At 44.0% G+C, this 20,958-nt stretch carries 33 protein-coding genes; 32 read left to right on the forward strand and 1 reads right to left on the reverse strand.

The window, feature by feature from the left end; translation table 11 throughout:
* Nucleotides 1-29: 29 nt before the first annotated feature.
* Nucleotides 30-3,281, reverse strand: a complete 3,252-nt coding sequence (locus tag ACRD67_RS11090; RefSeq protein ID WP_430967217.1) for a SusC/RagA family TonB-linked outer membrane protein — start codon at nucleotides 3,279-3,281, stop codon at nucleotides 30-32.
* A gap of 440 nt (nucleotides 3,282-3,721) precedes the next feature.
* Between ACRD67_RS11090 and rpsL the strand changes: the two genes are divergently transcribed.
* The 32 genes from rpsL (at nucleotide 3,722) to rplQ (ending at nucleotide 20,875) form a co-directional block, all read left to right on the forward strand.
* A complete protein-coding gene (gene rpsL, locus ACRD67_RS11095) occupies nucleotides 3,722-4,096 on the forward strand; it encodes a 30S ribosomal protein S12 (protein WP_013305196.1) in 375 nt (124 codons plus the stop codon).
* 21 nt (nucleotides 4,097-4,117) lie between these two features.
* Entirely contained in the window at nucleotides 4,118-4,594 is a 477-nt protein-coding gene (gene rpsG / locus ACRD67_RS11100) for a 30S ribosomal protein S7 (protein WP_430967218.1), read from the forward strand.
* A gap of 9 nt (nucleotides 4,595-4,603) precedes the next feature.
* Nucleotides 4,604-6,733, forward strand: coding sequence for an elongation factor G (gene fusA, locus ACRD67_RS11105; protein WP_430967219.1), 2,130 nt, complete (start codon nucleotides 4,604-4,606; stop codon nucleotides 6,731-6,733).
* 10 nt (nucleotides 6,734-6,743) lie between these two features.
* On the forward strand, nucleotides 6,744-7,049 hold the full coding sequence (gene rpsJ, locus ACRD67_RS11110; RefSeq protein WP_007094989.1) for a 30S ribosomal protein S10: 306 nt from the start codon (nucleotides 6,744-6,746) through the stop codon (nucleotides 7,047-7,049).
* A gap of 163 nt (nucleotides 7,050-7,212) precedes the next feature.
* Nucleotides 7,213-7,830, forward strand: a complete 618-nt coding sequence (gene rplC / locus ACRD67_RS11115) for a 50S ribosomal protein L3 (RefSeq protein WP_430967220.1) — start codon at nucleotides 7,213-7,215, stop codon at nucleotides 7,828-7,830.
* Nucleotides 7,830-8,459 carry a 50S ribosomal protein L4 gene (rplD, locus tag ACRD67_RS11120; protein WP_430967221.1) on the forward strand — a complete coding sequence of 210 codons (630 nt, stop codon included), beginning with the start codon at nucleotides 7,830-7,832 and terminating at the stop codon, nucleotides 8,457-8,459. Before rplC ends, rplD begins: the two co-directional genes overlap by 1 nt.
* A 7-nt stretch (nucleotides 8,460-8,466) precedes the next feature.
* A complete protein-coding gene (gene rplW, locus ACRD67_RS11125) occupies nucleotides 8,467-8,757 on the forward strand; it encodes a 50S ribosomal protein L23 (RefSeq protein ID WP_430967222.1) in 291 nt (96 codons plus the stop codon).
* Nucleotides 8,758-8,766: 9 nt separating this feature from the next.
* Nucleotides 8,767-9,591: a 50S ribosomal protein L2 gene (rplB, locus tag ACRD67_RS11130; RefSeq protein WP_430967223.1), complete on the forward strand. Its 825-nt coding sequence runs from the start codon at nucleotides 8,767-8,769 to the stop codon at nucleotides 9,589-9,591.
* Nucleotides 9,592-9,603: 12 nt separating this feature from the next.
* Nucleotides 9,604-9,882 carry a 30S ribosomal protein S19 gene (gene rpsS / locus ACRD67_RS11135; RefSeq protein WP_430967224.1) on the forward strand — a complete coding sequence of 93 codons (279 nt, stop codon included), beginning with the start codon at nucleotides 9,604-9,606 and terminating at the stop codon, nucleotides 9,880-9,882.
* Nucleotides 9,883-9,885: 3 nt separating this feature from the next.
* Complete coding sequence (rplV, locus tag ACRD67_RS11140) at nucleotides 9,886-10,293, forward strand: 50S ribosomal protein L22 (RefSeq protein ID WP_430967225.1); 408 nt, start codon at nucleotides 9,886-9,888, stop codon at nucleotides 10,291-10,293.
* 10 nt (nucleotides 10,294-10,303) lie between these two features.
* Nucleotides 10,304-11,023 carry a 30S ribosomal protein S3 gene (gene rpsC / locus ACRD67_RS11145; RefSeq protein ID WP_430967226.1) on the forward strand — a complete coding sequence of 240 codons (720 nt, stop codon included), beginning with the start codon at nucleotides 10,304-10,306 and terminating at the stop codon, nucleotides 11,021-11,023.
* 22 nt (nucleotides 11,024-11,045) lie between these two features.
* Nucleotides 11,046-11,465 (forward strand): 50S ribosomal protein L16, encoded by a 420-nt coding sequence (rplP, locus tag ACRD67_RS11150; protein WP_430967227.1) that lies wholly within the window; start codon nucleotides 11,046-11,048, stop codon nucleotides 11,463-11,465.
* 19 nt (nucleotides 11,466-11,484) lie between these two features.
* The gene (gene rpmC / locus ACRD67_RS11155; RefSeq protein ID WP_430967228.1) at nucleotides 11,485-11,676 is read left to right on the forward strand and encodes a 50S ribosomal protein L29; all 192 of its coding nucleotides are present in this window, start codon (nucleotides 11,485-11,487) and stop codon (nucleotides 11,674-11,676) included.
* 13 nt (nucleotides 11,677-11,689) lie between these two features.
* A complete protein-coding gene (rpsQ, locus tag ACRD67_RS11160; RefSeq protein ID WP_430967229.1) occupies nucleotides 11,690-11,947 on the forward strand; it encodes a 30S ribosomal protein S17 in 258 nt (85 codons plus the stop codon).
* Nucleotides 11,948-11,949: 2 nt separating this feature from the next.
* Nucleotides 11,950-12,318 (forward strand): 50S ribosomal protein L14, encoded by a 369-nt coding sequence (gene rplN, locus ACRD67_RS11165; protein WP_411031145.1) that lies wholly within the window; start codon nucleotides 11,950-11,952, stop codon nucleotides 12,316-12,318.
* A 13-nt stretch (nucleotides 12,319-12,331) separates the two neighbouring features.
* Nucleotides 12,332-12,646, forward strand: coding sequence for a 50S ribosomal protein L24 (rplX, locus tag ACRD67_RS11170; protein WP_430967230.1), 315 nt, complete (start codon nucleotides 12,332-12,334; stop codon nucleotides 12,644-12,646).
* 2 nt (nucleotides 12,647-12,648) lie between these two features.
* Nucleotides 12,649-13,200: a 50S ribosomal protein L5 gene (gene rplE, locus ACRD67_RS11175; RefSeq protein ID WP_430967231.1), complete on the forward strand. Its 552-nt coding sequence runs from the start codon at nucleotides 12,649-12,651 to the stop codon at nucleotides 13,198-13,200.
* A 1-nt stretch (nucleotide 13,201) separates the two neighbouring features.
* Nucleotides 13,202-13,471, forward strand: coding sequence for a 30S ribosomal protein S14 (gene rpsN / locus ACRD67_RS11180; RefSeq protein WP_430967232.1), 270 nt, complete (start codon nucleotides 13,202-13,204; stop codon nucleotides 13,469-13,471).
* Between the two features lie 19 nt (nucleotides 13,472-13,490).
* Entirely contained in the window at nucleotides 13,491-13,889 is a 399-nt protein-coding gene (gene rpsH, locus ACRD67_RS11185) for a 30S ribosomal protein S8 (RefSeq protein ID WP_430967233.1), read from the forward strand.
* A gap of 21 nt (nucleotides 13,890-13,910) precedes the next feature.
* Nucleotides 13,911-14,453, forward strand: a complete 543-nt coding sequence (rplF, locus tag ACRD67_RS11190; RefSeq protein WP_430967234.1) for a 50S ribosomal protein L6 — start codon at nucleotides 13,911-13,913, stop codon at nucleotides 14,451-14,453.
* A gap of 11 nt (nucleotides 14,454-14,464) precedes the next feature.
* Nucleotides 14,465-14,821: a 50S ribosomal protein L18 gene (gene rplR, locus ACRD67_RS11195; RefSeq protein ID WP_430967235.1), complete on the forward strand. Its 357-nt coding sequence runs from the start codon at nucleotides 14,465-14,467 to the stop codon at nucleotides 14,819-14,821.
* Between the two features lie 8 nt (nucleotides 14,822-14,829).
* Nucleotides 14,830-15,354, forward strand: coding sequence for a 30S ribosomal protein S5 (gene rpsE, locus ACRD67_RS11200; protein WP_430967236.1), 525 nt, complete (start codon nucleotides 14,830-14,832; stop codon nucleotides 15,352-15,354).
* Between the two features lie 14 nt (nucleotides 15,355-15,368).
* On the forward strand, nucleotides 15,369-15,548 hold the full coding sequence (gene rpmD, locus ACRD67_RS11205) for a 50S ribosomal protein L30 (RefSeq protein ID WP_430967237.1): 180 nt from the start codon (nucleotides 15,369-15,371) through the stop codon (nucleotides 15,546-15,548).
* 12 nt (nucleotides 15,549-15,560) lie between these two features.
* Complete coding sequence (gene rplO / locus ACRD67_RS11210; RefSeq protein WP_430967238.1) at nucleotides 15,561-16,019, forward strand: 50S ribosomal protein L15; 459 nt, start codon at nucleotides 15,561-15,563, stop codon at nucleotides 16,017-16,019.
* Between the two features lie 7 nt (nucleotides 16,020-16,026).
* Complete coding sequence (secY, locus tag ACRD67_RS11215; protein WP_430967239.1) at nucleotides 16,027-17,376, forward strand: preprotein translocase subunit SecY; 1,350 nt, start codon at nucleotides 16,027-16,029, stop codon at nucleotides 17,374-17,376.
* A gap of 90 nt (nucleotides 17,377-17,466) precedes the next feature.
* The gene (gene infA, locus ACRD67_RS11220; RefSeq protein WP_011710675.1) at nucleotides 17,467-17,682 is read left to right on the forward strand and encodes a translation initiation factor IF-1; all 216 of its coding nucleotides are present in this window, start codon (nucleotides 17,467-17,469) and stop codon (nucleotides 17,680-17,682) included.
* A 12-nt stretch (nucleotides 17,683-17,694) separates the two neighbouring features.
* Complete coding sequence (gene ykgO, locus ACRD67_RS11225; protein ID WP_013621733.1) at nucleotides 17,695-17,811, forward strand: type B 50S ribosomal protein L36; 117 nt, start codon at nucleotides 17,695-17,697, stop codon at nucleotides 17,809-17,811.
* A gap of 2 nt (nucleotides 17,812-17,813) precedes the next feature.
* Nucleotides 17,814-18,188, forward strand: a complete 375-nt coding sequence (rpsM, locus tag ACRD67_RS11230) for a 30S ribosomal protein S13 (RefSeq protein WP_430967240.1) — start codon at nucleotides 17,814-17,816, stop codon at nucleotides 18,186-18,188.
* 13 nt (nucleotides 18,189-18,201) lie between these two features.
* A complete protein-coding gene (rpsK, locus tag ACRD67_RS11235; RefSeq protein ID WP_430967241.1) occupies nucleotides 18,202-18,594 on the forward strand; it encodes a 30S ribosomal protein S11 in 393 nt (130 codons plus the stop codon).
* A gap of 107 nt (nucleotides 18,595-18,701) precedes the next feature.
* Nucleotides 18,702-19,307, forward strand: a complete 606-nt coding sequence (gene rpsD / locus ACRD67_RS11240) for a 30S ribosomal protein S4 (RefSeq protein ID WP_430967242.1) — start codon at nucleotides 18,702-18,704, stop codon at nucleotides 19,305-19,307.
* Between the two features lie 18 nt (nucleotides 19,308-19,325).
* Entirely contained in the window at nucleotides 19,326-20,318 is a 993-nt protein-coding gene (locus ACRD67_RS11245) for a DNA-directed RNA polymerase subunit alpha (RefSeq protein ID WP_430967243.1), read from the forward strand.
* Between the two features lie 59 nt (nucleotides 20,319-20,377).
* The gene (gene rplQ / locus ACRD67_RS11250; protein ID WP_430967244.1) at nucleotides 20,378-20,875 is read left to right on the forward strand and encodes a 50S ribosomal protein L17; all 498 of its coding nucleotides are present in this window, start codon (nucleotides 20,378-20,380) and stop codon (nucleotides 20,873-20,875) included.
* Nucleotides 20,876-20,958 lie beyond the last annotated feature (83 nt).

The raw sequence follows: 20,958 nt of genomic DNA on the forward strand, positions 1-20,958 counted from the left end.
TATATTTTATTTCTTTATTTCTTATTGACTTAGAAAGTAGCTCTGATCGTAAATCCATATCGTCTAGCCGATGGACCGGTGATGAAATCTACACCCTGACCGTTACCAACACCCGTACTGGAGGAGTTGGTATCGTAGTTGAGGTTACTGTCAAAATTCACCGCTTTGAACCAGAGATTCTGTCCAGATAGCGTAAATGACATACTACCAAAAGGAGTGTCCTTAAGAAAACGTTGTGGAAGGGAATATCCAAGTGATGCCTCCTGCAACCTTATCGTTGTTCCGTCATAAATGTTCAGTTCGTTCAGACCACCGGCAAAGTAGGTGTTGAACCCAAATTCGGTAGCACTGATTGCGATATTGTTCGGTGTTCCATCGGTTTGCACACCAGGAAGCACAAAGTTCGATTCCCTGTCAATTGGATTATCCGCATCTACTGTTCCCCGTCCAATCAAGGCTGCTGAAGTCACAGAATAAATATCCCCACCATTTCTGTACTGCAAGTTGGCAGTCAGTGTAATACCTTTATAGGTAAATGTAGGGATCAATGCGGTGGTCCAATCCGGGTTGGGATCTCCAATTTCGCTGATCGTATTCTGTACTTGGTAAAGGCCATTGGCACCTACCACTTTGTCGTTGTTGGCATCCCTAAGGATGGTGGTTCCTAGGAAAACACCGAAAGGTCTACCTTCAACGGCGTAGTTGGCAGCTTCTCCAGAAACGGCATCCGTAAGTAATATGTTATTTGTGCCATCGGCCAAATCCGTTACGATCGTTTCACTTGCGGTAAAGTTACCGGCAATGTTGATGCCGAATTTATCACCGCCACCTTTTAAAATATCCAGGTCATAGTCTACTTCAACTCCTTTGGTCTCCAATTCACCAATATTTACGAAAGTACTCAAGAAGCCTGTAGAGCTATCGAGCGTACGGTTCGTAATCAAATCCGTGGTCGTCTTTTTGTAAAGACTTACATTAAGATTTAGCCTGTTAAAGAGTCGGGAATCAATACCAACTTCAAATTCTTCCACAACTTCCGGTACAAGGTCTCTGTTACCGAGAGCGCTATCTACTGTATTTCCGGATACTACCGTTCCATTGATATCTACAAGGTTCCTGGCCCCTAGGGTAAGAACGTCTCTTGTATTAAATGGTGTCGGGAATCCTGCTGAGGAACCGAATCCTAATCGCAACTTCAAATAGGTAAGGGCTTCACCCTTGATACTTTCAAATGCTGAGGTAGGTACAAAAGAAATACTTGCCCCTGGGTAGAACAAAGAATTGTTCTCGCGTTCCAAAGTAGAAGACCAGTCATTTCTTCCTACTACATTCAAATAAAGGAAGTCTTTGTAACCCAATGTGGCATCGAGATAAATACCAACTAGGTTTTCTTCAAAATTTTGATTCAAATTAGGGCTTCCCGTACGTGTAAAGGAATTAGCCGAAGATGGCGTGGTAAAGTTAAAGTGCTCCAATACCCCAAAGACCAATTGTCCTTGACTTTCTATACCATCCTGTGCATAGACATCACGTCTACTGTTGGCACCTAAGGTAGCCTTTAAGTTAAAGTCTTCGGATAAATCTTTGTCCGCGCTCAAAATCAAATCGTGGTTCCATATGGTATTACGGACACTAATGGTCCTTAAAATACCTAGTGTTGGTCCGTCTACCCCACCTCTGTTCTGTCCGTAGGAGTTGAATTCGGTATAGGTATCCAATCCCAGCCTGTACGTAAGGTTCATCCAGTCGTTGAGCTCATAGGTAAGGCCCATGTTGCCCAAGAACCTGTCCGTTAGCTGCGCTGCCTTTGAGTTGGCTACGGTCCAATACGGGTTTTGGATATCGTTACCGGAACGGTAATAGACACTTCTACCATCTGCCGCTTGAAAAGGCAGGTTGGTCAAATCCACACTTCGAGGGGTGTAGAGTACATCCCCGAAAATCGCCGAACCATTAAATGCAGCCCCACTACCCGTACTTACGGAGTTGGGGGGCGACTTAAATCCGGTACGGATGAAGTTAAAAACTCCAGAAGCGGTAAACTTATTCGATAATTTTGCGTTACCACCCAAGCTAAAGTTATTCCTGATCAGCCTGTTTCCGGGCGTGATACCAATATCTTCGGTACGGCCGTAATTGGCATTGAAGCTTACATCTTCTGATCCACCTCGTATGTTTACCGAAGTACTGTATACATAACCGGTCCTAAAGAAGTCCTCAACACCGTTGTAGGGTTGATAGGGGTAAGGATCGTCCAATAAATCCTCGAAGCCTGCGATCAAGGTAGGATCGGCAATGAAGTTATGCGGGTGCCTTAAGATGGCTACCCCTCCAGGGCCATTGCTCAAAAACTGGTTGGCATTTCCAATACCATCATCATCCGTCCTATCGAACCTGGGTCCCCAGTTACTAAAGAAGTAACCAAAGCCTTGGTGGAATCCACCACCATAGTTATCCTGATAATCCGGTAGGATCGCATCGGACAAGAAGACCGATTGTGATACGGTAACCTCCGTTTTGCTGGCCCTTTCTCCAGAGCTGGCGCCTTTGGTGGTAATAAGAATTACCCCGTTCCTTCCACGGTTACCATATAGAACCGTTGCACTTAATCCTTTAAGTACACTTACGTTTTCAATGGTGTTGGGATCAATGTCCAAAAATCTACTCGATTCCGTGTTACCATCCAGAAAACTACTCTGTGTGTTGGTACCTGAATCAAAGGGAACACCATCAACGATGAATAAAGGTTGATTGGATTGTGTAGCTGACGAGTACCCTCTAATAATAATGTTGGTACCCGATCCGGAAAGGCCGTTGTTTGCGGTGATGTTTACACCGGCAACCTTTCCACTCAAAACTCTGGCGATATCCGCCTCTGGTCGCGACTCCACTTTGTCCGACTCCACCGTAGTGACCGCATATCCTAGCGATCGCTTCTCCTTCACAATACCCTGGGCCGTTACAACAACTTCCTCCAAGGCTTGCGTATCCAGCGCAAGCTGTACATTAATAGTGTTGGATGCCCCAACAACTACTTCCTGGGTCCTTTGACCGACATAGGAGAAGACCAAAGTCTGTCCCTGGCTTGCGGAAATTGTATAATTTCCGTCAAAATCGGTCTGAGTACCAGTGGTCGTGCCCTTAATTACCACAGATGCTCCGGGAAGGGCAAGGCCGTCTTGATCCGTTACGGTACCCGTAATCGTCCTTTCCTGCGCAAATGATAAGTGCACAACAAACGCCAATAATAGCGTCAATAATCCATTAAGTTTTGTTCTCATTTTATGATTATTTGAGTTAGCTAGGGGCTAAAATCACAATTTCATGTTAATAATCCAAACTAATTTTAATAAAATTTTAGCAGATTGGTTAATAATACAACTTTAGCACTCAGTTTTGTTAAAAAATCGCAATAACGCATTTTTGGGTATTCCTAATTGGGAATTGGATAATTCCTAAAAAATAGAGGTGCTTTTAGGTGTGCAAAGCAGCTTCACATCCATGTAAAAAGTCAGTGGTTTTGGCTTTGGGATAGAAAGTTCCCAAGGCTATATATATAATATGGTATAAGGACAGGGATTTTTGGCAATTTTGAGGGCATAATTTCCTGCCCGGAAAAAAACATGGAAAATTAATCTGAATGGATTTGAAATATTATGAATAATTACTACATTTGCCAGCCCTTAAAAGAGGGTAAAAGTTTATACATATATAATATAGTATGCCAACAATTTCACAATTAGTACGAAAAGGAAGGGCCACAATTACTAAGAAGAGTAAATCGGCTGCTTTGGATTCGTGTCCTCAACGTAGAGGGGTTTGTACGCGTGTTTATACTACCACGCCCAAAAAACCGAACTCGGCAATGCGCAAAGTTGCCCGTGTAAGGTTGACCAATGGGAAGGAAGTGAACGCGTATATTCCTGGGGAAGGACACAATTTACAGGAGCACTCGATAGTATTAGTAAGAGGCGGAAGGGTAAAGGATTTACCAGGTGTGAGGTATCATATCGTCAGAGGTGCTTTGGATACGGCCGGTGTTGCCGGAAGAACCCAACGCAGATCTAAGTATGGTGCAAAACGCCCTAAAAAGTAATTCGAACTTTAAAGAGAAGACATGAGAAAAAAGCAAGCTAAAAAGCGACCACTTTTACCAGACCCCAAGTTTAACGACCAGTTGGTTACGCGTTTTGTGAATATGTTAATGTGGGATGGAAAGAAGTCCATCGCCTTTAAAGTGTTCTACGATGCCATTGATATCGTAGAGGAGAAGAAAACAGATGATGAAAAATCTGCTTTGGAATTGTGGAAGGATGCACTTTCCAATGTAATGCCACATGTGGAGGTACGAAGCAGGCGAGTAGGTGGGGCCACCTTTCAAATCCCGATGCAAATACGTCCGGACCGCAAAATTTCTACAGCCATGAAATGGTTGATCAGCTTTGCGCGCAAGCGAAACGAAAAATCCATGGCGCAAAAGTTGGCTGCAGAGGTACTAGCGGCTGCCAAGGAAGAAGGCGCAGCGGTTAAAAAACGAGTGGACACCCATAAAATGGCAGAAGCCAATAAAGCATTCTCTCACTTTAGATTTTAATTATCAGTAATGGCAAGGGATTTAAAATTTACTAGAAATATAGGTATTGCTGCGCATATTGATGCGGGCAAGACCACTACTACAGAACGTATACTTTTCTATACGGGCGTAAGCCATAAAATTGGCGAGGTGCACGATGGTGCTGCCACGATGGACTGGATGGAACAAGAGCAGGAGCGTGGAATCACCATTACTTCGGCAGCCACTACTTGTGAATGGCAGTTTCCTACCGAAAACGGAAAGCCAACCGCAGATGCCAAAGAATATCACTTTAATATTATCGATACTCCCGGCCACGTGGATTTTACGGTGGAAGTAAACCGATCTTTGAGGGTTCTTGATGGTTTGGTTTTCTTGTTCAGTGCGGTAGACGGGGTAGAGCCCCAGTCTGAGACCAACTGGAGGTTGGCCGATAACTACAAGGTGCCACGTATAGGGTTTGTCAATAAAATGGACCGCCAGGGATCTAACTTTTTGATGGTATGCAACCAGGTGAAGACCATGTTGGGATCCAACGCTGTGCCCATTGTGTTGCCCATAGGTGACGAAGCTGATTTTAAAGGCATTGTTGATCTGGCAAAAAACAGGGCCATTGTATGGCATGAGGATAACTTCGGATCTACCTTTGATGTGGTCGATATTCCTTCCGAAATGGAAGCTGAAGTCAAAGAATACAGGGCCGCTTTGATCGAGGCGGTTGCGGAATACGACGAAAACTTAATGGAAAAATTCTTCGAGGACGAAGATTCCATTACCGAAGAAGAAGTACATGCCGCCTTGAGGGCTGCTGTGATGGACAGGGCCATTATTCCAATGATCTGTGGCTCTTCCTTTAAGAACAAAGGTGTTCAGTTTCTTTTAGACGCGGTTTGTAGGTATTTGCCTTCTCCCTTGGATAAGGAGGATATTGTGGGAACAGATCCCAACACCGGGAACGAGATAAGCCGAAAGCCCGATGCTAAGGCGCCGTTTTCTGCCTTGGCTTTTAAGATTGCCACCGATCCCTTTGTAGGGCGCCTGGCATTTTTTAGAACTTATTCTGGCCGTTTGGACGCCGGATCTTACATATTGAATAACCGTTCCGGCAAAAAGGAACGAATCTCAAGGATTTATCAAATGCACTCCAATAAACAAAATGCCATCGATTATATCGAAGCAGGTGATATTGGTGCTGCAGTAGGATTTAAGGATATCAAGACTGGGGATACCATGTCTGATGAAAAACATCCGATTGTCTTGGAGAGTATGGATTTCCCAGATCCTGTAATCGGTATTGCCGTGGAACCTAAAACCAAGGCCGATATTGATAAATTGGGCATGTCACTGGCCAAATTGGCCGAAGAGGACCCTACATTCCAGGTGAAGACCGATGAGGCCTCCGGGCAGACCATTATCTCTGGAATGGGCGAACTACATTTGGATATCATCGTAGACCGTCTTAGACGTGAATTTAAGGTAGAGGTGAACCAAGGACAACCTCAGGTAGAATACAAGGAGGCCATTACGGCCACTGCCAACCACAGGGAAATCTATAAGAAGCAAACCGGTGGTCGTGGTAAATTTGCCGATATCGTATTTACCATGGAACCTGCTGAGGAAGGCAAAAGCGGTCTTGAATTTGTTTCCGCGATCAAAGGGGGTAACATCCCCAAGGAATTTGTTCCTTCTGTAGAAAAAGGCTTTAAGATGGCCATGAAGAACGGTCCTTTGGCCGGCTACGAAATGGATTCCATGAAAGTGACCCTTACAGACGGTTCATACCACGATGTGGATTCGGATCAGTTGTCCTTTGAACTTGCCGCCAAGTTGGGTTATAAGGAGGCTGCCAAAGCCGCCAAAGCGGTCATTATGGAACCGATTATGAAATTGGAGGTGCTTACCCCAGAGGAAAATATGGGTGATATTGTGGGCGACCTTAACCGAAGGAGAGGCCAGGTCAGCGATATGTCGGACCGAGCCGGTTCCAAGGTAATCAAAGCTACCGTGCCACTTGCAGAAATGTTCGGTTACGTTACCTCATTGCGAACCCTGTCTTCCGGTAGGGCAACCTCCACAATGGAGTTTGATCATTATGCGGAGACACCGACCAATATTGCAGAAGAGGTAATTAAAGTAGCAAAAGGGGTAACAACCGTTTAAATTTTGTAAGATGAGTCAAAAAATCAGAATAAAATTAAAATCATATGATCACAACTTGGTGGACAAGTCTGCCGAGAAGATCGTTAAAACGGTAAAGACCACGGGAGCTGTTGTAACAGGGCCAATTCCTTTGCCAACACACAAAAAGATTTTTACCGTGCTGCGTTCGCCGCACGTAAACAAAAAATCTAGGGAGCAGTTCCAATTGAGCTCGTACAAAAGACTTTTGGATATTTACAGTTCCTCATCCAAAACCATCGACGCCCTTATGAAGCTAGAGCTTCCCAGCGGTGTTGAGGTGGAGATAAAGGTCTAGTTATTGATTCGCTTTCTGGAAAAGCGGATGACATGTCCGGAGCGTTTCGCGAAGGAAAAACGGTGAAAAAATACGATCAGGGTTGAAGTATTTTTGACCCTGTTTTTTTGCCAAATAATCGGCAAATACAAAAAGAGTAATTAATAGTTAATTAAATATAAATATGTCTGGGTTAATAGGAAAAAAAGTAGGTATGACCAGCATTTTTGACGAAAATGGAAAGAACATTCCATGTACCGTCATCGAAGCTGGACCATGCGTGGTTACCCAAGTCAGAACCGAAGAGGTAGACGGGTACAGTGCCCTTCAGCTTGGTTTCGATGACAAGGCAGAAAAACGTGCAAACAAGGCCGAGACCGGCCATTTCAAAAAAGCAGGTGCTTCTCCCAAGAAAAAAGTCGTTGAGTTCCAAGGTTATGAAGGAGAATACAAATTGGGAGATACGCTAGGCGTAGATCTATTTGTAGAAGGAGAATTTGTGGATGTTTCGGCCACTTCCAAGGGAAAAGGTTTCCAAGGTGTGGTAAGGAGACACGGTTTTGCGGGTGTTGGTCAGGCGACGCACGGACAACACAACAGGTTAAGGGCTCCAGGTTCGATCGGTGCTGCATCCTACCCTGCAAGGGTATTCAAAGGGATGAAAATGGCCGGAAGAATGGGTGGAGGAAAAGTGACCGTTCAAAACCTTAGAGTTTTAAAAGTTGTTCCGGAAAAGAACCTTTTAGTCGTAAAAGGCTGTGTTCCCGGTCATAAGAACGCTTATGTAACTATTAGGAAGTAATGAAGGTAGCAGTTTTAGATATCAAGGGAAAAGAAACAGGGAGAAAGGCAGACCTTTCTGATGCTGTTTTCGCGATAGAACCTAACAACCATGCCATTTATTTGGATGTGAAACAGTATTTGGCACACCAAAGGCAAGGAACGCACAAGTCAAAAGAGCGTGCGGAAATTGTAGGTAGTACAAGAAAGATCAAAAAACAAAAAGGAACCGGTACTGCCCGTGCAGGTAGTATCAAGTCTCCAATTTTTCGTGGAGGTGGTAGAATTTTTGGACCAAGACCCAAGGATTACACACAAAAATTGAACAAAAACTTGAAGCGTTTGGCCAGAAGGTCGGCTTTGAGTTTAAAGACAAAAGAGGATGCCATTTTGGTTGTTGAGGACTTCAATTTTGAAGCGCCCAAAACCAAGGATTTTATCCAGGTTTTAAAGTCGTTGGGACTGGAAAACAAAAAATCTTTATTTGTGTTGGGCGATTCAAATAATAACGTATATTTGTCGTCACGCAATTTGGAGCGTTCTGAGGTTATAACTAATTCAGAATTAAGCACTTACAAAATATTAAATGCAAATAATATTGTGCTTCTTGAAGGTTGCTTGGAAGGAATAGAATCGAACTTAAATAAATAGGGAAACGATGAGTGTGTTGATAAAACCGATTATTACCGAAAAGATGACCGCCGATGGCGAGTTGTTCAATCGTTATGGTTTCGTTGTTGACCCAAAGGCGAACAAGCTTGAGATCAAAGATGCGGTCGAAGCTACCTACGGGGTTTCCGTAGAAAAGGTTCGTACCATGAACTATGGGCCCAAGCGTAAGACGCGCTTCACCAAAACAGGTGTGCAGCACGGTAAGACCAACGCTTATAAAAAGGCAATAGTGGATGTAGCGGAAGGTGATATTATTGATTTTTACAGTAATCTATAAAGACAAGAAATGTCAGTTAGAAAATTAAAACCAATCACTCCCGGACAGCGTTTTAGAGTAGTAAACGGATTTGACGCGATTACTACTGATAAGCCGGAGAAGAGCTTGCTCGCTCCGTTAAAAAAGTCGGGAGGTAGAAACAGTCAAGGAAAAATGACCATGCGCTACAAAGGCGGGGGTCATAAGAGAAGGTATCGTGTTATCGATTTCAAAAGGGATAAGCAAGGTGTAGAGGCTACGGTGAAATCCATTCAGTACGATCCCAACAGAACGGCATTTATCGCTTTGGTGGAATACACTGATGGCGAGAAGCGCTATATCGTGGCCCAAAACGGGCTTCAGGTAGATCAGAAGGTCTCGTCCGGTAAGAACGCAACTCCCGACATTGGGAATGCACTTCCCTTGAACGAAATCCCTTTGGGAACTATCATTTCATGCATCGAACTGCGACCCGGCCAGGGTGCCGTTATGGCACGTAGTGCCGGTGCCTTTGCCCAATTGATGGCCAGGGAAGGAAAGTTTGCTACCGTAAAACTACCTTCAGGGGAAACCCGGTTGATCTTGGCCAATTGTTTGGCTACGGTAGGTGCGATATCCAACTCGGATCATCAATTGATCGTTTCCGGTAAAGCAGGTAGAAGTAGGTGGTTGGGCAGAAGGCCAAGAACAAGACCTGTTGCCATGAACCCAGTGGATCACCCCATGGGCGGTGGTGAAGGCAGGGCTTCCGGTGGTCATCCAAGATCAAGGAACGGTGTTCCTGCAAAAGGATACAGGACACGTTCCAAGACCAAAGACACCAATAAGTATATCATAGAACGTAGAAAGAAATAAAAAGCAAAAGAAATGGCACGTTCATTAAAAAAAGGACCTTACGTTCACTATAGCTTAGAGAAAAAGATCCATCAGAATGTAGAATCTGGAAAGAAGACGGTTATTAAAACCTGGTCCAGGGCTTCTATGATAACGCCGGATTTCGTTGGCCAGACCATAGCTGTTCATAACGGGAGACAATTTGTGCCCGTATATGTTACTGAAAATATGGTGGGGCACAAACTGGGTGAGTTTTCACCAACGCGGTCTTTCCGCGGTCATGCCGGTGCAAAAAATAAAGGAAAAAAGTAAGCTATGGGAGTTCGAAAAAGACAAATGGCCGAAAGATTGAAGGCAGAGAAAAAGCAAGTGGCATTCGCTAAATTGAACAATTGCCCTACCTCACCCAGGAAAATGCGTCTTGTGGCGGATTTGGTCAGAGGGGTACAAGTAGAAAAAGCACTTGCCATCTTAAAGTTTAGTCAGAAAGAGGCGTCTCGCAAAGTAGAGAAATTATTGCTTTCCGCTATTGCCAACTGGCAGTCCAAGAATGAGGATGCCAATATAGAGGATGCCGATCTTTTTATCCAGGAGATCCGTGTGGATGGAGGGAGTATGCTTAAACGTTTGCGACCTGCACCACAGGGAAGGGCACATAGAATTAGAAAACGTTCCAATCACGTAACCTTGGTGTTGGGATCTAACAATAACACACAAAGCTAGAGCATTTAGTATGGGACAAAAAACAAATCCAATCGGAAATCGTCTAGGAATTATCAGGGGGTGGGAATCCAACTGGTACGGAGGAAATGACTATGGCGACAAATTGGCCGAAGACGATAAGATCAGAAAATATGTTCATGCGCGTTTGGCAAAAGCCAGTGTGTCCAGGGTAATCATTGAACGTACCCTAAAGCTTATCACAGTTACCATTACAACGGCCAGACCCGGTATCATCATCGGTAAAGGAGGCCAGGAAGTAGATAAGTTAAAGGAAGAACTTAAAAAGATTACCGATAAAGAGGTCCAGATCAATATTTATGAGATCAAAAGGCCCGAGGTAGATGCAAATCTAGTAGCAGCAAGCGTTGCACGCCAAATAGAGAACAGAATTTCGTACAGGCGCGCCATTAAAATGGCCATTGCCGCTGCCATGAGGATGAACGCTGAAGGGATAAAAATAATGATATCGGGACGTTTGAACGGTGCAGAAATGGCACGTTCGGAATCGTACAAGGACGGAAGGATCCCTTTATCCACCTTTAGGGCAGATATCGATTACGCATTGCACGAGGCCCATACCACCTATGGTAGATTGGGAATCAAGGTTTGGATCATGAAAGGCGAGGTTTACGGGAAGAGAGAACTTTCTCCCTTGGTAGGGATGTCCAAAGGCCAAGGAAAAGGAGGCAAGCAAGAAGGAGGCAAGAAACCGCAACGTCGTAGAAAGTAATTTTTTAAAGAAGTAAGAAGAAATGTTACAGCCAAAAAGAACCAAGTTTCGTAAAGCGCAAAAGGGACGTATGAAAGGGATTTCCGGAAGAGGACATCAACTTTCAAACGGAATGTTCGGCATCAAATCCTTGGATTCCAAGTTCATCACCTCACGTCAGATCGAGGCTGCGCGTATTGCTGCTACCCGCTATATGAAAAGGGAAGGGCAATTATGGATCAAGATTTTCCCGGATAAGCCCATTACGAAAAAGCCTTTGGAGGTACGTATGGGTAAAGGTAAGGGTGCCCCCGAATATTTTGTGGCAGTCGTTACCCCAGGCAGAATTATGTTCGAGGTGGCCGGTGTGCCCATTGATGTGGCCAAGGAGGCATTGCGCCTAGCGGCACAGAAACTGCCCGTAAAAACAAAGTTTATTGTTGCCAGGGACTACGCGGGCTAATTTTTAATTGTAAGGAATCATGAAACAATCGGAAATAAAAGAATTATCAGTTGAGGAGCTAAATGAAAAATTGGCCGAGTTTAAAAAGCAACACGCAGATTTAAAAATGGCACATTCCGTTACTCCGTTGGAAAACCCGCTTCAAATCAGAAAAGTGAGAAGAACGGTAGCAAGATTGGCAACTGAATTAACAAAAAGGGACTTACAATAATCGGTTCTGCTTTATGGAAAATAGAAATTTAAGAAAAGAGAGAGTAGGTATTGTTACCAGTAACAAAATGGAGAAATCGATAGTGGTTTCCGAAGTTAAGCGTGTAAAGCACCCTATGTATGGTAAATTCGTTTTGAAAACGAAAAAATATGTTGCGCACGATGAGGAAAACAACTGCAATATCGGGGATACCGTTAAAATTATGGAGACCCGTCCGTTGAGTAGGACCAAGTGTTGGAGATTAGTTGAAATCATTGAAAGAGCTAAATAATTATGTTACAGCAAGAATCTAGATTAAAGGTAGCGGATAACACAGGGGCAAAGGAAGTGCTTACCATACGTGTACTGGGAGGTACCAAAAGGAGGTACGCTTCCGTCGGGGACAAGATCGTGGTTACCGTAAAGGAAGCTGCGCCGAACGGAACCATAAAAAAGGGAGCCGTTTCCACAGCTGTGGTAGTACGTACCAAAAAAGAAGTGCGCAGACCCGATGGCTCGTATATACGTTTTGATGACAACGCCTGTGTGTTGTTGAACCCCACTGGGGAAATGAGGGGTACACGTGTTTTTGGCCCGGTCGCAAGAGAACTTCGTGACAAGCAATTTATGAAAATCGTATCATTGGCCCCGGAGGTGCTTTAACATACTAGTAGAGATGACAAAATTGAAGATAAAAACAGGGGATACGGTCAGGATCATTGCTGGGGACCACAAAGGGGTCGAAGGTAAAGTGGTTCGCGTAGACCGTGAAAAGAACAAAGCAATTGTGGAAGGCGCCAATATGGTGTCCAAGCATGAGAAGCCCAGTGCAAAGAACCCTCAGGGTGGCATTGTAAAGAAAGAAGCTCCTTTGCATATTTCCAACTTGGCGTTGATCGATCCAAAGTCTGGAGAGACCACACGGGTAGGATATGAAGTAAGGGATGGTAAGAAAGTAAGGTTTTCCAAGAAATCCAACGAAGTTATTTAGTTATGGGGTACGTTCCAAGATTAAAGCAAGAGTATAAGGAGCGCGTGATCAAGGCGCTCAGGGAAGAATTTGGTTACAAAAATGTAATGCAAGTGCCCAAACTGGAAAAGATAGTTGTGAGCAGGGGCGTAGGTGCAGCTGTAGCGGATAAAAAACTAATCGATTATGCCGTGGACGAGCTGACCAACATCACCGGTCAAAAGGCTGTTTCCACAGTGTCCAAAAAGGACGTCGCCGCCTTTAAGTTGCGTAAGGGAATGCCCATAGGGGCCAAAGTTACCCTTCGCGGTGAAAGGATGTACGAGTTTTTGGATAGATTGATTACCAGTGCTTTACCCAGGGTAAGGGATTTTCAGGGAATCAGGGCTACCGGGTTCGATGGCCGTGGAAATTACAATTTGGGCGTTACCGAGCAAATTATTTTTCCCGAGATCAATATCGATAAGATCAACAGGATCAACGGAATGGACATTACATTTGTCACTTCCGCTGGTACCGATAAGGAAGCAAAATCATTATTAACCGAATTAGGACTACCCTTTAAAAAGAATTAGTATGGCTAAAGAATCAATGAAGGCCCGCGAAGTCAAGAGAGCAAAGACCGTAGCCAAATATGCCGCAAAGCGCAAGGCGTTAAAGGAAGCCGGTGATTACGAGGCATTACAGAAGCTGCCAAAGAACGCCTCTCCCGTGCGCATGCACAATCGTTGTAAGTTGACGGGAAGACCCAAAGGATATATGAGAACCTTTGGAGTTTCTAGGGTAATGTTCAGGGAAATGGCCAATAAGGGATTGATTCCCGGGGTGAAAAAAGCAAGTTGGTAATACGTTAAAAAGTAAAGAGATGTTTACAGATCCTATATCAGATTATTTAACAAGAATTAGGAATGCCAGCCGAGCGGGCCATAGGGTAGTGGAAATACCTGCTTCCAATTTAAAGAGGGAAGTAACCAAAATATTGTTCGATCAAGGCTATATTTTGAGTTATAAATTCGAGGAGAACGAAGTGCAGGGCATCATTAAGATTGCCCTAAAGTATGATAGGCTTACCAAAGAACCTGTAATTAAGAAAATACAGCGCATAAGTAGGCCGGGGCTTCGCAAGTATGCAAGTTCCGATGATTTGCCTAGGGTACTCAACGGTTTGGGCGTAGCTATAGTATCTACCTCCCATGGCGTAATGACCAGCAAGCAGGCAAAAAAGGAAAATGTGGGCGGTGAAGTTTTATGCTACGTCTATTAATATAGTAAAAGAGTTAGAGTAATGTCTAGAATAGGTAACAATCCAGTAGCGATTTCCGAGGGAGTGACCGTTGAGGTCCAAGATAATATTATTACCGTCAAAGGTAAATTGGGAGAACTTACTCAGGAATTTTCCGCTGTATCGGTAAAGGTCGAGGACGGACAGGTTTGGATCACAAGACCATCGGACTCCAAGGAACACAAGGCCAAACACGGTCTTTACAGGTCCTTGGTAAGCAACATGATCGAAGGAGTTTCCAAGGGATGGACCAAGGAATTGGAGTTGGTAGGTGTTGGATACAGAGCTAGCAACCAAGGGCAGAAATTGGACCTTGCATTGGGTTTTTCACATAATATCGTGATGAACCTTGCACCCGAAGTGAAGATCGAAACCACCTCGGAAAAAGGAAAGAATCCAACTATAAAACTTACCTCGCACGATAAGCAGTTGGTAGGGCAGATAGCTGCCAAAATACGATCGTTCCGCAAGCCGGAGCCGTATAAAGGAAAAGGAATCAAGTTCGTGGGAGAGCAATTAAGAAGAAAAGCAGGTAAATCAGCTTAATCAGCAGCATTATGGGATTATCAAAGACCGAAAGAAGACAACGTATTAAAAGGAGAATCAGAAAGGTTTCCTTTGGAACTGCGGCAAGACCCAGATTGTCCGTTTTTAGGAGCAATAAGGAGATTTATGCCCAAGTAATAGACGACAATAACGGTGTTACCTTGGCTTCGGCCTCTTCTAGGGATAAAGAACTGGATAAGGCCAAGGGGACCAAAACAGAAATTGCAGGACTTGTAGGCAAGGCAATTGCCGAAAAGGCCAAAAAAGCAGGTATAGAGACCGTGGCCTTCGACCGAGGAGGTTGTTTATACCACGGAAGAGTAAAATCACTGGCGGAAGGCGCAAGGGAAGCGGGACTTAAATTTTAAATAATAGTATGTACCAGAAATACAAAAATGTAGAAACTGTAAAGCCGGGAGGTCTGGAGTTAAAGGATCGCTTGGTTGGTGTTCAAAGGGTTACCAAGGTTACCAAGGGTGGTAGAGCCTTTGGTTTTTCCGCTATTGTCGTAGTAGGCGATGAGAATGGTGTGGTAGGTCACGGTTTGGGGAAATCCAAGGAAGTAGCCACAGCCATTGCCAAGGCCATTGAGGACGCTAAAAAGAACTTGGTAAGGATTCCTTTGAACAAAGGCACCCTACCCCATGAGCAAAAAGGAAAGTTCGGTGGTGCCCGTGTTTATATACAGCCTGCATCGCACGGTACCGGAGTTATTGCCGGTGGAGCCGTACGGGCCGTATTGGAGGCAGTAGGTGTACACGATGTACTGTCCAAGTCCCAAGGTTCTTCCAACCCGCACAATGTAGTAAAAGCTACCTTTGATGCACTCTTGCAGTTAAGGGGCGCCATGACGGTTGCAAAACAGAGAGGTATTTCTTTAGAAAAAGTTTTTAAAGGATAAATCGAGAGGATATTATGGGAAAGATCAAAGTAAAACAGGTAAGGAGCAGTATCAAAAGACCACAGAACCAGAAAAGGACCCTGGAGGCACTGGGATTGCGCAAGATTGGCCAGGTGGTAGAACATGATACCACACCCAATATCCTTGGGATGATAAATAAAGTTAAACACCTAGTTTCTACAGAAGAAGCTTAATATACTAGTGCGATGAATTTGAGTAACCTAAAACCAGCAAAAGGCAGCGTCCAAAAGGCCGGAAAGACAATAGGTAGGGGGCAGGGATCCGGTAAAGGAGGAACAGCTACCCGAGGACACAAAGGGGCTAAGTCCAGGTCTGGATATTCTAAAAAGATTGGTTTCGAGGGCGGGCAAATGCCTTTACAAAGACGTGTGCCCAAATTTGGGTTTACCAACATCAATAGAAAGGAATATACCGGCATCAATTTGGACAAATTACAGGAATTGGTAGATAAAAAAGTGGTGAAGGACGCCGTGACTTTGGATACCCTTGTAGCCAATGGATTGGCACATAAGAATGATTTGGTGAAAATTTTGGGAGGTGGTGAACTAAAGGCTTCCCTAAAAATATCGGTACATAAATTTACCGCCAGCGCCAAAGCGGCCATTGAAGCTGCGGGTGGAGAGGCGATAAGCTTAGAAGGATAATTGGATTATGAAGAAATTTTTAGAGGTATTATCCAATATTTGGAAGATCGAAGAACTAAGGGGCAGGATCATTGTGACCCTTGGTTTGCTTGTGGTGTACCGTTTTGGTGCACAAGTGGTGCTTCCAGGTATTGATACGGCCCAACTGGCAGGACTGGCGGATAGCACGGGAACGGATCAGGGAATTTTGGGAATTTTGAACGCATTTACCGGAGGTGCTTTTGCCAATGCCTCTGTTTTTGCGCTTGGGATCATGCCCTATATTTCTGCATCCATCGTGGTCCAGTTAATGGGAATCGCTATTCCATACCTTCAGAAATTACAGAAGGAAGGCGAGAGCGGAAGAAAGACCATTAACCAGATTACCAGATGGCTTACCATAGGGATCTGTATTGTTCAGGCCCCTGCCTACCTCTATAGCTTAAGTGCCCTAGGAGTGCCAGACAGCGCATTCCTATTGGGTAAGGGACTGAATTTCATTATACCTTCCGTGATCATATTGGTCACAGGCTGTGTTTTTGCCATGTGGTTGGGAGAAAAAATTACCGATAAAGGAATTGGCAACGGGATATCCCTGTTGATCATGATCGGGATCATTGCCACCATGCCACAGTCCTTTGTTCAGGAATTTGTTTCAAGGACTACAAATAATACGGGCGGACTCATGTTCATGCTCATTGAAGTAATCATATGGTTTGTGGTTATTTTGGCAAGTGTGTTGTTGGTAATGGCACAACGTCAGATACCCGTACAATATGCCAGACGAACCGCTTCGGGAGGATACGAAAAGAACATCATGGGCTCTAGGCAGTATATCCCGTTAAAGCTGAACGCTTCCGGAGTAATGCCGATCATCTTTGCCCAGGCGATCATGTTTGTGCCCGGCCTGCTGGGAAAAACGTTCAACGATACGGCTGTTGGGCAATGGATGGAAGTACAGTTCCAGGACATCTTTGGTTTGGCCTACAATATCCTGTTTGGCCTGTTGATCATCATATTCACCTATTTCTATACGGCGATTACGGTACCTACCAATAAGATGGCCGATGATTTAAAAAGAAGTGGGGGCTTTATTCCCGGCATACGACCTGGAAAGGAAACAGGTGATTTCCTTGATAAGATTATGTCATTGATCACCCTGCCGGGATCTGTTTTCCTGGCGTTGTTGGCGGTCTTACCGGCCGTTGTGGTGAAATTAATGGATATTCAGGCGGGATGGGCCCTATTTTATGGAGGTACATCGCTCTTGATCATGGTAGGTGTGGCCATAGATACCGTACAACAAGTAAATTCCTATTTGTTGAACAGGCATTATGATGGATTAATGAAAACTGGAAAGAACAGAAAAGTAGCATAAAATAACAGGGAAGTGCGCGTTTGATGTTGAAGCGGAACGGGAAGAAGATTTAGAAAGCAGAAACTGATAACCAAAACCGATAACTAAAAAATGGCTAAACAAGCAGCGATAGAGCAAGACGGAACCATCATCGAAGCATTGTCAAACGCAATGTTCCGAGTAGAATTGGAGAATGGTCACGTGGTTACGGCACATATCTCTGGAAAAATGCGCATGCATTACATCAAGTTACTTCCAGGGGACAAAGTGAAGTTAGAGATGAGCCCGTACGATTTGACCAAGGCAAGAATTACATATAGATATTAAGATAGTAATAGGATGAAAGTTAGAGCATCAATAAAGAAGAGAAGTGCCGAGTGCAAAATTGTACGTAGGAAAGGCAGGTTGTACGTAATCAACAAAAAGAATCCTAGATTTAAACAAAGACAAGGGTAATTATGGCAAGAATTGCAGGTATAGACATACCAAAACAGAAAAGAGGGGTCATTGCCCTCACCTACATTTTTGGTATCGGTAAAAGTAGGGCCAAGGAAATTTTGGATAAGGCGCAGGTGAATGAAGATACCAAGGTATCGGACTGGAACGATGATGAAATTGGCCGTATCCGTGATGCAGTCTCTTCGTACACCATTGAGGGGGAACTGCGTTCCGAAACCCAGTTGAACATTAAGCGTTTAATGGACATCGGATGCTATAGAGGCATTCGTCACAGGTCTGGTCTGCCACTTAGGGGACAACGGACCAAGAACAACTCCAGGACACGAAAAGGAAAAAGAAAAACGGTTGCCAACAAGAAAAAAGCAACGAAATAATAAGTAGGGTATTATGGCAAAGACAGGTACAAAAGCGGCAAAGAAACGTAAAGTTATCGTAGACTCCGTGGGAGAGGCCCATATTACAGCTTCTTTCAACAATATCATTATTTCCCTTACCAATAAGAAAGGCGATGTCATTTCATGGTCTTCTGCCGGTAAAATGGGTTTCAGGGGCTCTAAGAAGAACACGCCCTACGCTGCGCAAGTGGCTTCGGAAGATTGTGCCAAAATAGCACATGAGGCCGGATTGAGAAAAGTGAAGGTCTACGTCAAAGGACCGGGTAACGGTAGGGAATCCGCAATTCGTTCCATACACAATTCGGGTATCGAGGTAACAGAGATTATCGATGTTACTCCAATGCCGCACAACGGTTGTAGACCTCCCAAAAGAAGAAGAGTATAAATCAATAGTAACCAATAGTCCGTTAGAACGGATTTTCACAGGAGATGTAGTTACGATTATCGAAGGATAAGCCTTAATTCATAATCACATTTCCAAATTTAAAGAAGATGGCAAGATACACAGGACCAAAGACTAAGATTTCCCGTAAGTTCGGGGAAACGATTTTCGGGGAAGACAAGTCCTTCGAGAAGAAAAATTACCCTCCAGGGCAGCACGGCCAGAACAGACGTCGAGGAAAAAAATCCGAATACGCTGTTCAGTTGATGGAAAAGCAAAAGGCAAAATACACCTACGGTATTTTGGAGCGCCAATTTAGAAATTTATTCGCTAAAGCAAACAGGAGCAAGGGAGTAACCGGTGAGGTTTTACTTCAATTGTGCGAATCGCGATTGGATAATGTGGTATACAGAATGGGTATTTCCACGACCAGAAGCGGGGCAAGACAATTGGTATCCCACAGGCACATTACCGTAAATGGTGAATTGGTGAACATACCTTCCTACTCCTTAAAAGCAGGTGATGTTGTTGGCGTAAGGGAAAAATCCAAATCCCTTCAGACCATCCAGGATGCACTTGCAGCCAATAGCAGTGTGTATGAATGGATTACTTGGAACACTGAAAAGAAAGAAGGCACTTATGTCTCCATTCCAGAAAGGATCCAGATTCCAGAAAATATCAAAGAACAACTAATTGTGGAGTTATACTCTAAATAAAAACAACACTGATCCAATATGGCATTATTTAATTTTCAGAAACCGGATAAAGTAATAATGATTGATTCCTCAGATTTTGAGGGGAAGTTTGAATTTCGCCCTTTGGAACCTGGCTATGGATTGACTGTTGGGAACGCTTTGCGAAGGGTTTTGCTTTCCTCATTGGAAGGTTTTGCTATTACTTCGGTTCGAATAGATAAAGTGGAACATGAGTTTTCGGTTATTTCCGGCGTCGTGGAAGATGTTACGGAAATTATCCTTAACCTTAAGCAAGTACGGTTTAAAAGACAGATAGAGGACGTGGACAATGAAGCCGTGTCCATCTCCGTAAGCGGTAAGGAGCAATTGACCGCTGGGGATTTCCAGAAATTCATTTCAGGGTTTCAAGTATTAAATCCTGACCTGGTCATTTGCAATATGGACCCTAAGGTAAGCATCAACATGGAGTTGGTCATTGAAAAGGGAAGGGGTTACGTACCGGCGGAGGAAAACAAGAAATCCAATGCGGCCTTAGGTACCATTGCGGTAGATTCTATCTTTACACCAATTAAAAACGTAAAGTACAGTATAGAGAACTTCCGTGTGGAGCAAAAGACCGATTACGAAAAACTGGTCTTTGAAATTGTTTCCGACGGTTCCATACACCCAAAGGATGCACTGACCGAAGCGGCAAAAGTTTTGATCCATCACTTTATGCTCTTCTCTGACGAGCGTATTACTTTGGAGGCCGATGAAATAGCCCAAACGGAGACCTATGATGAAGAGTCGCTTCACATGCGTCAGTTGTTGAAGACCAAATTGGTAGATATGGACCTATCGGTCAGGGCCCTAAACTGTTTAAAGGCCGCCGAAGTAGATACCCTGGGAGACCTGGTCTCTTTCAACAAAAATGATTTGATGAAGTTCAGAAACTTTGGTAAGAAGTCTTTGACCGAGTTGGAAGAATTAGTCATCAACAAGGGGCTGAGTTTCGGAATGGATCTTTCAAAATATAAATTAGATAAGGATTAATTTACCTCCGGAAAGTGGGTTGGTCCATTGAAACCGAAGGAAATATATAGTAAAGCACGATGAGACACGGGAAAAAAGTCAATCATTTAGGAAGAAAGGCCGCGCACAGAAAGGCGATGTTGGCAAATATGGCCTGTTCTTTAATAGAACATAAGCGGATCAATACAACGGTGGCCAAGGCCAAGGCGCTAAAGCAATTCATAGAGCCCTTGATTACCAAGTCGAAGGCAGAAAACAACCCTACCGTGGAAAAGGGGACCCATAATAGGCGTATCGTATTTAGAAACCTTAGGGATAAATACGCGGTGACCGAGTTGTTCAGCAACGTTGCTGAAAAAGTGGGAGACCGTCCTGGAGGGTATACACGAATCATTAAGTTGGGCAACAGATTGGGTGATAACGCCGATATGGCGATGATCGAATTGGTAGATTACAATGAAATCTACAATGCGGGCAAACCCAAGAAAAAGAAATCCACAAGACGAGGTAGAAGCAAAAAGGCCGATACGGCACCGGTTGCTGTCACTGAAACGCAAACAGATGATTCGGAAGAATAGCGCATTGTTATTAAATTTTAATAATTGTAAAAGGATAGGCCTAAAAGCTTATCCTTTTTTTATGTTTATTTGTCAAACTAAAA

It is taken from the genome of Eudoraea algarum, assembly GCF_050589645.1.
Taxonomy (GTDB): domain Bacteria; phylum Bacteroidota; class Bacteroidia; order Flavobacteriales; family Flavobacteriaceae; genus JBNGOQ01.

What these genes read in the sequence shown, in the direction of transcription:
- rplX (WP_430967230.1), top strand. Translation starts at nt 12,332, where the DNA reads ATGACAAAATTGAAGATAAAAACAGGGGATACGGTCAGGATCATTGCT.
- rplW (WP_430967222.1), top strand. Translation starts at nt 8,467, where the DNA reads ATGAGTGTGTTGATAAAACCGATTATTACCGAAAAGATGACCGCCGAT.
- rpsD (WP_430967242.1), top strand. Translation starts at nt 18,702, where the DNA reads ATGGCAAGATACACAGGACCAAAGACTAAGATTTCCCGTAAGTTCGGG.
- rplQ (WP_430967244.1), top strand. Translation starts at nt 20,378, where the DNA reads ATGAGACACGGGAAAAAAGTCAATCATTTAGGAAGAAAGGCCGCGCAC.
- rplP (WP_430967227.1), top strand. Translation starts at nt 11,046, where the DNA reads ATGTTACAGCCAAAAAGAACCAAGTTTCGTAAAGCGCAAAAGGGACGT.
- rpmD (WP_430967237.1), top strand. Translation starts at nt 15,369, where the DNA reads ATGGGAAAGATCAAAGTAAAACAGGTAAGGAGCAGTATCAAAAGACCA.
- rpsM (WP_430967240.1), top strand. Translation starts at nt 17,814, where the DNA reads ATGGCAAGAATTGCAGGTATAGACATACCAAAACAGAAAAGAGGGGTC.
- rplR (WP_430967235.1), top strand. Translation starts at nt 14,465, where the DNA reads ATGGGATTATCAAAGACCGAAAGAAGACAACGTATTAAAAGGAGAATC.
- ACRD67_RS11245 (WP_430967243.1), top strand. Translation starts at nt 19,326, where the DNA reads ATGGCATTATTTAATTTTCAGAAACCGGATAAAGTAATAATGATTGAT.
- rpsG (WP_430967218.1), top strand. Translation starts at nt 4,118, where the DNA reads ATGAGAAAAAAGCAAGCTAAAAAGCGACCACTTTTACCAGACCCCAAG.
- rplV (WP_430967225.1), top strand. Translation starts at nt 9,886, where the DNA reads ATGGGAGTTCGAAAAAGACAAATGGCCGAAAGATTGAAGGCAGAGAAA.
- rpsQ (WP_430967229.1), top strand. Translation starts at nt 11,690, where the DNA reads ATGGAAAATAGAAATTTAAGAAAAGAGAGAGTAGGTATTGTTACCAGT.
- rpsE (WP_430967236.1), top strand. Translation starts at nt 14,830, where the DNA reads ATGTACCAGAAATACAAAAATGTAGAAACTGTAAAGCCGGGAGGTCTG.
- rpsS (WP_430967224.1), top strand. Translation starts at nt 9,604, where the DNA reads ATGGCACGTTCATTAAAAAAAGGACCTTACGTTCACTATAGCTTAGAG.
- rplN (WP_411031145.1), top strand. Translation starts at nt 11,950, where the DNA reads ATGTTACAGCAAGAATCTAGATTAAAGGTAGCGGATAACACAGGGGCA.
- rplE (WP_430967231.1), top strand. Translation starts at nt 12,649, where the DNA reads ATGGGGTACGTTCCAAGATTAAAGCAAGAGTATAAGGAGCGCGTGATC.
- rpsN (WP_430967232.1), top strand. Translation starts at nt 13,202, where the DNA reads ATGGCTAAAGAATCAATGAAGGCCCGCGAAGTCAAGAGAGCAAAGACC.
- rplD (WP_430967221.1), top strand. Translation starts at nt 7,830, where the DNA reads ATGAAGGTAGCAGTTTTAGATATCAAGGGAAAAGAAACAGGGAGAAAG.
- infA (WP_011710675.1), top strand. Translation starts at nt 17,467, where the DNA reads ATGGCTAAACAAGCAGCGATAGAGCAAGACGGAACCATCATCGAAGCA.
- ykgO (WP_013621733.1), top strand. Translation starts at nt 17,695, where the DNA reads ATGAAAGTTAGAGCATCAATAAAGAAGAGAAGTGCCGAGTGCAAAATT.
- rplF (WP_430967234.1), top strand. Translation starts at nt 13,911, where the DNA reads ATGTCTAGAATAGGTAACAATCCAGTAGCGATTTCCGAGGGAGTGACC.
- rplC (WP_430967220.1), top strand. Translation starts at nt 7,213, where the DNA reads ATGTCTGGGTTAATAGGAAAAAAAGTAGGTATGACCAGCATTTTTGAC.
- rpsC (WP_430967226.1), top strand. Translation starts at nt 10,304, where the DNA reads ATGGGACAAAAAACAAATCCAATCGGAAATCGTCTAGGAATTATCAGG.
- secY (WP_430967239.1), top strand. Translation starts at nt 16,027, where the DNA reads ATGAAGAAATTTTTAGAGGTATTATCCAATATTTGGAAGATCGAAGAA.
- rpsH (WP_430967233.1), top strand. Translation starts at nt 13,491, where the DNA reads ATGTTTACAGATCCTATATCAGATTATTTAACAAGAATTAGGAATGCC.
- rplO (WP_430967238.1), top strand. Translation starts at nt 15,561, where the DNA reads ATGAATTTGAGTAACCTAAAACCAGCAAAAGGCAGCGTCCAAAAGGCC.
- ACRD67_RS11090 (WP_430967217.1), bottom strand. Translation starts at nt 3,281, where the DNA reads ATGAGAACAAAACTTAATGGATTATTGACGCTATTATTGGCGTTTGTT.
- rpmC (WP_430967228.1), top strand. Translation starts at nt 11,485, where the DNA reads ATGAAACAATCGGAAATAAAAGAATTATCAGTTGAGGAGCTAAATGAA.
- rpsK (WP_430967241.1), top strand. Translation starts at nt 18,202, where the DNA reads ATGGCAAAGACAGGTACAAAAGCGGCAAAGAAACGTAAAGTTATCGTA.
- rpsL (WP_013305196.1), top strand. Translation starts at nt 3,722, where the DNA reads ATGCCAACAATTTCACAATTAGTACGAAAAGGAAGGGCCACAATTACT.
- fusA (WP_430967219.1), top strand. Translation starts at nt 4,604, where the DNA reads ATGGCAAGGGATTTAAAATTTACTAGAAATATAGGTATTGCTGCGCAT.
- rpsJ (WP_007094989.1), top strand. Translation starts at nt 6,744, where the DNA reads ATGAGTCAAAAAATCAGAATAAAATTAAAATCATATGATCACAACTTG.
- rplB (WP_430967223.1), top strand. Translation starts at nt 8,767, where the DNA reads ATGTCAGTTAGAAAATTAAAACCAATCACTCCCGGACAGCGTTTTAGA.